The organism is Ruminococcus sp. Marseille-P328 (assembly GCF_964249465.1).
In the GTDB taxonomy this organism is placed as follows: Bacteria; Bacillota; Clostridia; order Lachnospirales; family Lachnospiraceae; genus Blautia_A; species Blautia_A faecis.
This window is the reverse complement of sequence record NZ_CAXUBQ010000019.1, coordinates 1-12,067: the sequence shown is the minus strand read 5'-3', so window position 1 is coordinate 12,067 and position 12,067 is coordinate 1. Positions and strand designations below refer to the sequence as shown.

The window sequence follows — 12,067 nt, the reverse complement described above, 5'->3', positions numbered from 1 at the left end:
AAGGGAGAACTGAATGAAACCAACAATGAAAAAATGGCTGACCGGACTTTTGTCTGCGGCCCTGTTAGCTGGAAATCTTCCGGTGTATGCGGTAAACACGGCTTATGCCGCAGAAGAGGATGGATTTTTTACAGACGAGGCAGAGTCTTTTGAAGGCAGTTTAGAAGAACCTGAAGAAAACCCAGATGGCGGACAAAGTGAGGATTCATTTGCAAGTGTTTCTGAATTTACCGGGTTTACCTCCGGGGAAGCAGAAGAGGACTTTTCAGGGGAAGAGGATTTTGTGGCACCGGATTCCCAGGATGGGTTTGAAGGCGAAGCGGATCCCACGACTCTTTTGGAATCCGATATGCAGGATGAGGGCGGCTACCTTCAGAACCTGACTTTATACACCAGTCAGAGCGGAGTATCCACCGTAGCCCTGAAGCGTTCTGCCGACCTTGACGCAGAGTTTGGCGGCAAGGTTTATGTAGCAGAGTATGGTTCCAACATGGATTCCGCATCTTTTTGGATCACAGCAGATCTGGCTGGAAATGCGCCAGATGGTTCCGCCATTCAGCTGGAAACCACCGGGCTGGATGGACAGAAACAGAACCTGGAATTATCCACAAGCGCCTATAAAGACGGGACACGTTACAACGTGAGTGCCTCTGTCTTTTCCTCAGGAGGGAATGGCTCAAAAAGAGCACTTTATACCATTACCGCAGGAACAGAAGGTGACAAACAGGTTTACCAGATCCTGGTAGAACGCCGTCTTGACCTTTCCGATCTCAAGGCCTACCTGCCGGACGACAAAGACCTGGCAAAAAATATCCTTCCCAAATTTGATACCACAGGAACTACAAGGGACTACGAGACAACGGTAGTGGTTTCGACTGCTTCTTTACAGGTGGTTCCAAAGGCATTTTCCAGTAACTGGTATCAGCTTGCCATTTCCAGTGAAAATGTAACCACAGGCGAAGTAAAAGAGGTTCCGTTTTCTTCTACAGATACGGCTGTGAGCGTTCCACTGGCAGACACCGGTGATACCAAAGTGACACTCTCCATGTCAGAGGCAAACACCTATGCGGATCCTGCCCTGGCAGAAAAGACTTATACCTCCACAGGAACCTACACCATCCTGGTGCATAAAAGCACAAGTGACAAAGTAAGTTTCCAGGTAACCCCGGAGGATGCGGTCATCAGCGTATATGACAAGGATGGTGAGCGCCTTACCCCTTCCGCCGATTCCCTGATGATTTATGAGAATATCCTCCAGGGAGAAGCTTATACCTGGAACATCTCCAAGTATGGCTATATTTCTAAACAGGGCAGCTTTACCGGAGGCGAGGTTTCCGATATTACCGCAGAACTGGTAAAACAGGATGCCACGCAGCCGGAGATCACGGACAATGACTGGATCAATTTCCGAAATAGTGATACGAATAACGGCATTACCGGAAGCAGTACCCCGACCAGTGCGGATTCCACCCTGTTAAAATGGAACACAAGGATCGGAGTGGGCTGGGAGGCTGCCATCACACCACCACTGATCCTGGGCGGAGCAGTTTATGTAGCGTCTGGACAGTTTATCTATAAGCTGGATAAAAACACAGGGGAAATCCTTCAGACCAGCGAACAGCTCTCTGGAAACATGCAGTATGCCATGATTCCCCTTACCTATGCAGAGGGAATGCTGTTTGCACAGATCGGAGGCGGTCAGATCCAGGCAGTCAGTGCCACTTCCTTAAAGTCCTTATGGATCAGTGAGTCCCTGGGTGGTCAGACACTTTCCCCGATCACGTATAAGGATGGATATATTTACACGGGAACCTGGAACTCCGAGACTACAGCAGGCTCTTATTTCTGTCTGTCTGTTACAGACGAGGATCCATTCACAGGAACAGAAATTAAACACTGCACCTGGAAATACAACCATAAGGGCGGCTTTTACTGGGCTGGTTCCTATGCCTCATCCGATTACCTGGTATTTGGTTCCGACGACGGTTCTTCAGAAGGAACAGATACCAATTCCGCCATTTTATATTCTGTGAACACTCACACCGGACTGCTCCTGGACAAGATGACAAGCCATGGGGATATCCGTTCCACTATTGTTTATAACAATGGTTATGTATATTTCACCACCAAAGGCGGGTATCTGTACCGTGTGCAGATGAATGCAGACGGCACCTTTGGAAGCACCAGCAGCTATAACCTTGGCGGCATGGCAACCGCTTCCCCGGTTGTTTATAAGGGAAGGATCTATGTAGGTGTCTGCGGAAACGGTGGCCAGTTCAATTCCGATGGTGGTCACCATTTTGCAGTCTTAAATGAAACCGCTTCCGGGATTTCCCTGGCATACAACGTATCCATTCCAGGCTATCCCCAGGCAGCGCCTCTTCTGTCCACGGCCTACGAAAACCAGGATTATAATGGAGATGGACAGGCAGATGGAAGAGTCTATCTGTACTTTACCTACAATGCAAAACCAGGCGGTATTTATATGTTATCCGATGAACCGGGACAGACTTCCGGAACAGCCGTAGAGCTTTTCCGTCCGGCAAGTGACCAGCAGGAATACTGTATCAGTACCATCTGCGCAGACCGGGAAGGCACCCTTTATTACAAAAATGATTCCAATTACTTGATGGCTCTGGAAACCAACGGGGCCTATTTAAACAGCGTGACAGCCACGGCAGATACTGGAAAAGTGACCTGGCCTTCTGCCTTCCGAAAGGATACCTTAAAATATAACTTAACGGTAGCGGAGAATGCCAGCAAGGTAACCTTTGCTTTGAAAGCACCGGAAGGCTGTACCATAACCGTAAATGGACAGGCGTATGCAGGAAGCTTTGTGGCGGATGTAAGCAGCGGCTCCACAGATATAAAGGTAACCGTAAGCGGCCAGGGAAAGAGCCGGGAATATACCTTCCACATTTCCCAGGATATTTCTACGCCGGTTTTGGCGAACATGACGCTTAGCACCAGCAATACCTACTCCAATACGGCAAACCGGATTTCATTGTCCCCGGAATTTAGCAGCGTGACAACCAGCTACCGGGCAATCTATAAAGAGAGCAGGGAGTTTTTAAATATCTTTGCAGAACCGGCAGACAGCAGCGCATCCGTCACCGCTGTGGGAATCCGCGGTACCAGCAAGGTAACGGTACTTGGAAAAGTAACTGGAAGTGGCGCAGCACACAGAATTGCCATGTATTTTGATAAGACCAATCCAGATGCGGAAGCAGAGGTAAAAGTTACCGTAACCACAAAGTCTGGAAAGACAACGGATTATACGATTGTGGTACAGCGTACCGATACTCCATCCCCGACACCAACTGTAACTCCGGTTCCAGCTACCCCGACACCCGTTCCGCCGACTCCGACACCAACGGAAGTCCCGGAGGTATTTGGCCCCTGGACAACCGTATCGGGGGCAACCGTATTTGCCCCGGAAACCCAGAAGCGCACCAGCAACAAGGGAAAAACGGAAACCCGTACAGTGGGAAGTAAACTTACCTCCACCATCAAGGTAACGGCCTCTAGCATTAAGCTGAAGGTAAAACAGTCTACCACAAAAGTGAAGGTAACCGGTCTGGCAAATGGGGATTCCATCAAGAGCTGGACTACCAGCAATAAAAAGATCGTAACAGTGACCAGAAAAGGTACCATAAAAGGCTTAAAGGCTGGAAAAGCAAAAGTCACCATCACCCTGGCGAGCGGTAAAAAACAGGTGATTAATGTGACTGTTCAAAAGACGGCGGTGAAGACAACCAAGATCACAGGCATTGCGTCTAAGGCAACCTTGAAAAAAGGCAAGAAGCTGACCTTAAAGCCAGTCATCAGCCCGATCACCTCCCTGCAGAAGGTAACCTATACCACTTCCAATAAGAAGGTGGCAACCGTTACGAAAAAGGGTGTGATAAAAGCCAAGAAAAAAGGAACTGCCACCATTACGGTAAAATCAGGTTCCAAATCGAAAAAAATTAAGATCACAGTAAAATAAAAAGTGGAACAGGCAGCAAGGCCTTGCGGGGCTTCTGCCTGTTCTGCCATTTAAAAGAGGCAGGAGTAGCTTCGTAAAAAAGTGAGGAAAAAATGATATATATTAGCCATTTAGTTTTAGATGTTGACATGAAAGCATTGGTAAAAGAGTACGGAACCGGGATCGAAAGCATTGATTTTTCCATTTCGGATAACCTGGATCAGCTTTCGAATTCAATCAAAACGTACTGGGAGAAGATGAAAGAGATAGGGACCAGGGATCTGATTCTTCATGGCCCATTTCTGGATGTGAACCCCTGTGCATACGACAGCCTGGTGCGGGAAGCCACCATGACAAGATTCAACCAGTGCTATGAGGCGGGGCTTCAACTTGGAGCTAAGAAGATTGTCTTTCACTCTGGCATGAACCCGTATGTTTATTACAAAGAATACTGGGCGGAGCATGTCGCCAAATTCTGGCAGGAATTTATGAAGAACAAAACAGAAATAGAAATTGTTTTAGAAAATGTATTTGATGATGACTGGAGGCTCCTTTTGGATGTTTATGAGAGGGTGAACCAGCCGAACTTTAAGCTGTGCCTGGACATCGGGCACGCACACTGTTATTCTTCCCTGGATGTCAGGGAGTGGGCGAAAAATCTGGCTCCCTATGTAAGCCATGTCCATATCCACGACAACTGCGGAGACCGGGATTCCCACATCGGACTTGGAAGCGGAAACCTTCCCTGGCAGGAAGTGCTTGGCTATCTGCCAGAAACAAAAGAACGCACCTGGACCATTGAGTGCATGCAAAAAGAAGATATAAAAAGATGCCTTGACAGCCTGGCTGAAAAATAAGTTGTGGAACAGCACTATTGATAAATTGCTTTATATCGTCAGGAGAATATGGAAATTATGATGAGATGAGGGATAAGCCCCCGATAGTATGGATCTTTGGAACTATGCTGCCGGGGGGCTTTTGATTTACGGCTACTTATAAAACGCCAAGACACAGATTATAAACGGATCCTGTTTGTGTGCCAAATTAGGGCTGGAGGTTTTGAGAATAAAATAAATTATTTTTAGCAAGGATGCAACGGATACCGAAATTTTACGTGATATATAGTGAAAAAGGAATAACGAAACTTTGAAGGGAGGGCTCTAAAAATTTTTATTTACAACTTATAGGGAAAAATTTAAGAAAACGAGGTAAAAAGGATGAGTGGATTAAAAAAGTGGATGGCAATTATTATGACAAGTGTTACAATTATGGGAAATATGGCAGGGCAGGGTATCTCTGTAATGGGTGCGGAAAATGAAGCGTAGGAAGTAATTTCCAGTGGAAACATTTATGTAACAGAAACTGGTGCTAAGGAAAGAATTGTCAGAGTAAATGAAGATGGATCTTTTGTAACAGAACCAATTGAAGCGATTTCTTCCTATGCGACAAATGCGCCATGTGAACATCCGGCGAGATATTTAGAAGCTGTTGGTAAAAAGACAGATTTTCGAACAGTTGGAACAGCTGGAATCTGTTACAAAGAACGGCTGATTATCTCAAACAAATGTAATAAATGCCATCGTAGGGGGATAAAAACTTACACTCCATGGACATATTACAGTAAACATAGTTATCCGTTTTTGAAGAAGACCTGTAGTATTTGTGGATATAAAAAATAATCACGGTTAAGAGAAAGGAGCAGCATGATGAAACGAAAAAAGTTTTGGATTGGAGCGGCAGCGTGTATGCTGATTGGAACAGCTTCAGTGGCTGCCAGTTCTGGAGTTGAATTACATGAATTTTTCAATGCAAATGGAGAGAGGGTAATGTACCCGCTGGCCACATTTGACGAAGATCCGGATTTAAGCACCAGCGGACCACAGGATCAGGTATCAGTGGGGCAGATTATTGAAACAGAAGACGGAAAAGAAATAGTTACTGCGGTAGATGGTCAGGGAGCTTATATGACAGAAGTAATTGACCAGTAAATGGAAATGCAGAAAAGGAATTAGGAACGAAATATATTTCATTTCCTTTTCTGCAAAAAAAATAAAAAAATTACATTTTTCATGCGACCAATTAAAATAAAATACGTGATATAAGGTGAAAAAGGAGGATAGCTTAGGATGGATGATGCACAGATCATTAATTTGTATTTTGCCAGAGATGAAAATGCAATTGTAGAGACCAAAAATAAATATCAAAATATGTGTTATATAGTTGCACACAATATTTTATACAGCAGGGAGGATTCTGAAGAGTGTGTAAATGATACATGGCTTTTTACCTGGAACAGCATTCCTCCAAGAAGACCATCTATTTTGTCTTCCTTTGTTTCAAAAATAACAAGAAATACAGCAATCGACCGTTATCGGAAAAGAAATGCGCAGAAACGGGTGGATTCACATATGGAAGATATTGCTGGGGAAGTGGAAAAAATTGGAAGTGCAATTTCTTCTGATATTGAAATTTATTTAAAAAAGAAAGAACTTGTAAAATTATTTGACCACTTTTTATCAACGCTTTCGGAACGTGACCGGGATATTTTTATTAGACGCTACTGGTATATGGATCCTGTAAAAGCGATAGCAGACCGACATGCCTGTGGGGAAAGTAAGATCAAGTCAGTTTTGGCTCGTAGCAGGAAAAAACTTTATGGTTTATTAAAGGAGGCTGGCTATGAGGGATAATAAAGGATGGGATTTTTTAACGGCATTTGAGGATATAGATGAGAAATACATTTATCAGGCGGCGAAACCGTGGAAAGAAAATAAAATCGTAAGAGTCAAGCGCTACATACGGGTTGCAGCAGCCTGTATCATATTAGTGGCTGCTATTGGTGGTGGACTTACACATCAGAATGAGGTAAAAGCAGCCTGGTATAAAATGACTTCTCTTATTGGCCGGATTTTGGGAATTGAGAAGGAAACAGATGAATATGTGAAAACAATTCAAAAGACAATCGAAAAAAATGGAATTGCGGTTTCGTTAGAGGAAGTTGCAGCGGATGCAAAAAGCCTTTGGATTGCATATTCTCTGACTGATGAAAATGGCGAAAATGACATTTCCATGAGCAGCATTCAGGTCGCAGTTGATGGCGAGTCATTAGCGTTAGAAAATCAATATTCGCTTGATAACAGTAGCGGATCAGAAAAAGTGACTTCCAAATACTTTGCAGCGAAATTTAATCGAAGTAGAGCTGATCATTCCCAGAAATTTGAAATTCAAATAGGAACCTTCCAAAATCAAAATGAGCAGGTTGAAGAAAGGGATGTATATAGTTTTTCATTTACAGCAGATCCAGAAGCACTGCAGGCAGACACAAAAGAAATTGACATTCAAGTGTCTATCCCAATTGAGAAGGATCAGACGTTTTTGATTTCAGAAATGAAATATAATATTTTCGGATGTACCATTTCTGGATCATATTCCGATATGACGGAGGACGACGAATTTTGGCTTCGCGGGAAGGACGATTTAGGAAATGAATATGTTTTTAATCTCACTTCCTATGATAAACCGAATCTAATTTTTGAATTACAAGATTTGGGAATTTTGGATCATGCAAAACAGTTAACGCTACAGCTCTATCACTATTCAGGAACTACAGGAAAAACGGTTTCCTATGAGCAGAAAGAATCGGAAGATACTTACATAGAAGAAATAGGAACGGTATATGATGAAGACCAGGCACCGGAAGACTTGGCGGTTCCAGTTGGAGATGGTATTACCGTCGATTTACAAAATTAAATCGGAAATGTAGTGGAAATGGGAAGGAGGGGAGAAAAGAATCCATTTCTCGATTTAAAAATAGGATAATTACAAAGGAGGCTCTTTATGAGAAAAATGAAAAGTTTGTTGTGTGTATTATTAACCATGATTATTTCCCTTGGTAGTATGGTGACGGTAAAGGCAGATACTGAAATCAAGCCATATGAAAATAAGGAAAATGCTGTTTTACTGAAAAGGGAATACATTGATCTTGATGAAGATACGGTGATTGAAATTGAGTCTTATGAAGAAAAAATTCCGTCTCTTGCAAGAGCTGGATGGAAAACCACATCAGCCACAAAGACTTACCGGGTAAAAGATAAAAATACGAATACGGTGTTTGTAAAATATATTTTGAAGGCTACTTTTAGATATAATGGAAAAAAGGCAGAGTGCACAAATGCAACTCCTGACTGCAAGATTCTTGTACCTAATGTTTATAAGGTGATTACAAAAGATGCTTCAAAAGCAGGTGATGTTGCGCTTGGATATTTTTATTGCCAGCACATAAAAACTGGAAAAGGTGCTGGAGGAACATTTTCAATTAAGTGTGCCGCAAACGGAGCGGTCACTATTAGTTGATGCAGGAGAAAATAAATTTTGTTTCGTTGCTATAGAAATATAATGAAACATATAACGGAGAGAAAGATGGTTGTCGTTAGCCATCTTTTTTTCTTTTATGATAAGAATGCTTTATGCAACTTCGGAAAAACACGAAGGCTACATTGCAATTACCACGCTGGATTCCAAATATCCATTAAAAAGTATTTTAACATTTATCCGTGAAGTGGTTGAAACAGATGAGAAACTGAAATGTGATAAATACTGCCATCTTGGAGTAAAGCTGGTGAATAAGAGAGAATTTGGAGATAACAGATATGGAATGATTTGTGAGAATCCGTAAACTTGTATGATATATTTTTCTATCAGCCATTGCCGAAATGACATAATTATGGTATGATAATCCCATCAAAGGAGGTGCCTTATATGCCACAGATTATTCCGATTAAAGACTTGAAAAACACAGCGGAGATATCCGAACTTTGCCATAGAAGTGAGGAACCAGTTTATATAACCAAGAATGGATATGGCGATATGGTGATTATGAGTATTGAAAATTATGAAAGAGCCATGAAGAAGCTAAGAATGTATCAGGCGCTGGAAACTTCCGAAAGGCAGATTAAAGAGGGAAGCGTAAAAGATGCCAGAGAATCGCTTAGCGCAATGAGGGGGAAATATGGTTTATAAACTAATTGTTACAGAGCGTGCGGAAGAACAATTAGATGAATGCCTATATTATCTTGTATATCGGCTGGGGAATAATATAGCGGCAGAACATTTACTGGCATGTATAGAAAAAGCATATGATTGCCTGGAAGAGAACCCATATCAATTTCCAGAATGTCGGGACGCATATCTAAAATCCTTAAAATACAGGGAAGTTATTCTTACGGATATGTCCTACTTGATGATTGTCAAAGTAGTTGATTTGGAGGTATATATTATGGGGATATTTCATCAACTGGAGGATTACGGGAATAAATTGTCATAAAGAAAACATGTTTCGTGAAAAAAACTGATTCGTATTGGAATATATAGCAAATTTTGGGAAGTGTTGAAGAGACAGCACTTCCCTTTTTGGTGGAACATCAGAGTAAGCACGTTATGAATTTTTTCCAGAATACATGTAAACCGGATGGAATTGATGGGAAACTTATGAAGGCAACTACTCTGGTTTGTATGGCAGTGAAAGAAGTAATATGATTTCGTCCGAAAAATTGCAAGAAAGCCTTGCGCCATTATTGGTAGATTGATATTCTAATAGTAAGAGAAACAAATCTTCATAAAATAGACAGAACCGGAGGGCTGTTATGCAGGATTATAAAAGGGAAGAATACAAAGTATTTGAATTATTTGATAAGAAATGGGCGCTTGTGACAGCTGGGAATATACAGCATTATAACTGTTGTACGGTAAGCTGGGGAAGCCTTGGGAATATCTGGGGGACAGCTGGGAACAGTAGGTCTACGGTAACCGTATATGTCCATCCAGCCCGTTACACAAGTGAGGTATTAAAAGAAAGTGATATTTTTACTGTCAGTTTTTATCCGGAAACCAGCCGTAAGGCATTGGGATATCTTGGATCACACTCCGGACGGGATGAAAATAAAATAGAAGCAGTAGGTTTTACACCTGTAAAAATGGGACAGGGTGTCACGTTTGAGGAAGCAGAGTGTACATTTCTTTGCAAGAAGCTGTATCAGCACCAGTTCTCACGGGAAGATTTAGCCCCGGAAATCCAGGAATATTATGCGGCAAAACCAGAAGTCTATCCGGATTTTAAGGGTGGATGGCAGCCGCATTATGTATTTGTGGGTGAAATCATAGATGTAAGGAAAAAAGAAGAAAATCATGTTGAATAATGAGACATTTATGAAGTTGCCATTTTTTATATAAGGAAATGGGAAAACGGTTACTAAAAGACGATAGGTACAGGTTGAGAGGGAGAAAAGATGCTAAAGAAAATATTAATGCCAGTAACTGCTGCCATGTTGCTTTTGGTTTCACCAGTGACACTTTATGCTGCCGATAATACATCTGTTGGTGAAGTGCCAGCGAAATTTAACTTAGAAAGAGATTCCATCTTAGAGAAACCTAAGATGGATGGAATACAGCTTACCAGTGAGGATCTAAAAGGGCATTGGCTGGCAGCAGAGGTAGAAGATTTTAATGCGGCAGATTTTGATTCGAATGGGGACTGCCATATTACGATCTTCCAGAATGGAAAAAACAACGATCTTTGCATTCATCCAGATGGATCTTATGAATCAGAAGAAATAGAGGATGAAAAAATTGATCAGTTTCAAGTCCTGAAATCAAATGATTTTATTTTTTACTATAGTTTGGTTGACGATTCTTATGGTGGATTTCTGTTTATGAATGGGGAACAGTCGGACCGGGCGTATGTGATTGAGGCGGAATCAGATTTGTATTTGTCTGAAGACAAATTTATATTGATTGAGAATCAGAAGGCCTACGATTATGAACTGATCGAGAATACCATTCTCTGCCTGGATGAGAATGAAATTATGGGACTGGAAGTAATTGCCTATTCACCAGATCTGGTTGTGTGTAGAGATATTCAAACGAAAACAAGTGGAGTTGGGGAAATGAGTGATCTTATAGTATTTGTTCGGGAAAACGCTCTGGAGGCAGAATAAAATGTGCGGCAGGTATTATATGGATGAGGAAACTTATTTGGATATCCAGAAAATTGTATCTGAAGTAGAGGTATCTTTTGGGCGAGAACTGATAACTGGCGACATTCATCCCACAGAAGCTGCACCTGTAATTGTAAGCCCCGCTCATAAAAAACTACAGTTGTGTAAAAAAGCCTGGGGGTATCCTGAATGGCAGAATAAAGGCGTCATTTTTAATGCCCGGGTGGAATCGGTGACAGAAAAAAGAATGTTTCAAAATGGAATCCATTATCACCGGACCGTGATTCCTGCTGCCGGATTTTATGAATGGAGTAGGTTAAAAGAAAAAAATACATTTTACCGGAAGGATAGAACCCCTCTTTATTTGGCTGGATTTTATGATCGGTTTGGTAAGGAAGATCGGTTTGTGATTTTGACCACTGCAGCGAATGCTTCCATGAGCCCTGTTCACGATCGGATGCCCCTGATTCTGGAAAAAGACCAGATTATCCCCTGGCTATGGGATGAAAAATGTGCAAAAGAAATTCTATCCCAGACACCGGCTCTGCTGGAACGGTATGTCCCCTATGAACAGCAGAGGTTATTTTAAATAAGAAAATACGATTTTAAAAGTGGCTGCTATGCGATAAAACCAGGATAATCAAAGTTCTTGAGGGTTTGCCAAACTTGTTGAGGGTCTTTCGTGAGGGTTTCACTATAAAAACCCTCAAGTTTGCCCCTCACGAAGAGAGACCCTCAACAAGTTTGATTATCCTAAAACCAACCTGGCATAGTAGCCTTTTTCTATGTATTCGTAACGATCGGAGCGAAAAAAGAAATTAACAGGTGTTGTTTAATAGGTTTTGTCCCGATATTCGGGGCTAAAGGGATTTTGGAGAAGATTACCACTTTACATTCTGCCTTGGAGTAGATATAATAAACAAAAAAGAACAAACGTTCGAGAAAAGAGGCGGGAAGTGTGGAACGTACCATCTTACACAGTGACGCAAATTGTTTTGTGTGACTTGAAAGTCACTACATTTATTGTCTTACCGTAAGGTGTAAGACCTGCTGTTCCGTCAGTTGAGTCTAATATCTACAAAGTAGCGGGTAACTGCTATGAGGAAAC

General features: G+C 42.0%; 13 protein-coding genes. All 13 read left to right on the top strand.

The annotated features are described in order from the left end of the window. The first annotated feature begins 13 nt into the window (after positions 1–13). The 13 genes from ACESTK_RS13700 (at position 14) to ACESTK_RS13640 (ending at position 11,548) form a co-directional block, all read left to right on the top strand. On the top strand, positions 14–3,988 hold the full coding sequence (locus tag ACESTK_RS13700) for a cadherin-like beta sandwich domain-containing protein (protein ID WP_204454509.1): 3,975 nt from the start codon (positions 14–16) through the stop codon (positions 3,986–3,988). Positions 3,989–4,080: 92 nt separating this feature from the next. Next, on the top strand, positions 4,081–4,824 hold the full coding sequence (locus ACESTK_RS13695; protein ID WP_187564942.1) for a sugar phosphate isomerase/epimerase: 744 nt from the start codon (positions 4,081–4,083) through the stop codon (positions 4,822–4,824). 846 nt (positions 4,825–5,670) lie between these two features. After that, positions 5,671–5,955, top strand: coding sequence for a hypothetical protein (locus tag ACESTK_RS13690; protein ID WP_147422319.1), 285 nt, complete (start codon positions 5,671–5,673; stop codon positions 5,953–5,955). Positions 5,956–6,093: 138 nt separating this feature from the next. Then, positions 6,094–6,657 carry an RNA polymerase sigma factor gene (locus ACESTK_RS13685; protein ID WP_118580693.1) on the top strand — a complete coding sequence of 188 codons (564 nt, stop codon included), beginning with the start codon at positions 6,094–6,096 and terminating at the stop codon, positions 6,655–6,657. After that, entirely contained in the window at positions 6,647–7,717 is a 1,071-nt protein-coding gene (locus tag ACESTK_RS13680) for a DUF4179 domain-containing protein (RefSeq protein ID WP_118580696.1), read from the top strand. The genes ACESTK_RS13685 and ACESTK_RS13680 overlap by 11 nt, the downstream gene beginning before the upstream one ends. An 87-nt stretch (positions 7,718–7,804) precedes the next feature. Next, positions 7,805–8,320 carry a hypothetical protein gene (locus ACESTK_RS13675; protein ID WP_118580699.1) on the top strand — a complete coding sequence of 172 codons (516 nt, stop codon included), beginning with the start codon at positions 7,805–7,807 and terminating at the stop codon, positions 8,318–8,320. A 70-nt stretch (positions 8,321–8,390) separates the two neighbouring features. After that, positions 8,391–8,642 carry a hypothetical protein gene (locus tag ACESTK_RS13670; RefSeq protein ID WP_118580702.1) on the top strand — a complete coding sequence of 84 codons (252 nt, stop codon included), beginning with the start codon at positions 8,391–8,393 and terminating at the stop codon, positions 8,640–8,642. 83 nt (positions 8,643–8,725) lie between these two features. Further along, entirely contained in the window at positions 8,726–8,986 is a 261-nt protein-coding gene (locus ACESTK_RS13665) for a type II toxin-antitoxin system Phd/YefM family antitoxin (protein WP_118580705.1), read from the top strand. Continuing rightward, positions 8,976–9,290, top strand: coding sequence for a type II toxin-antitoxin system RelE/ParE family toxin (locus ACESTK_RS13660; protein WP_302265834.1), 315 nt, complete (start codon positions 8,976–8,978; stop codon positions 9,288–9,290). The genes ACESTK_RS13665 and ACESTK_RS13660 overlap by 11 nt, the downstream gene beginning before the upstream one ends. Before the next feature lie 53 nt (positions 9,291–9,343). Next, positions 9,344–9,502, top strand: a complete 159-nt coding sequence (locus tag ACESTK_RS13655) for a hypothetical protein (RefSeq protein ID WP_373119998.1) — start codon at positions 9,344–9,346, stop codon at positions 9,500–9,502. A 107-nt stretch (positions 9,503–9,609) separates the two neighbouring features. Then, a complete protein-coding gene (locus tag ACESTK_RS13650; protein WP_270414446.1) occupies positions 9,610–10,161 on the top strand; it encodes a flavin reductase in 552 nt (183 codons plus the stop codon). A gap of 90 nt (positions 10,162–10,251) precedes the next feature. Beyond that, on the top strand, positions 10,252–10,959 hold the full coding sequence (locus ACESTK_RS13645) for a hypothetical protein (RefSeq protein WP_226818148.1): 708 nt from the start codon (positions 10,252–10,254) through the stop codon (positions 10,957–10,959). Position 10,960: 1 nt separating this feature from the next. Then, on the top strand, positions 10,961–11,548 hold the full coding sequence (locus ACESTK_RS13640; protein ID WP_118580718.1) for an SOS response-associated peptidase: 588 nt from the start codon (positions 10,961–10,963) through the stop codon (positions 11,546–11,548). Positions 11,549–12,067 lie beyond the last annotated feature (519 nt).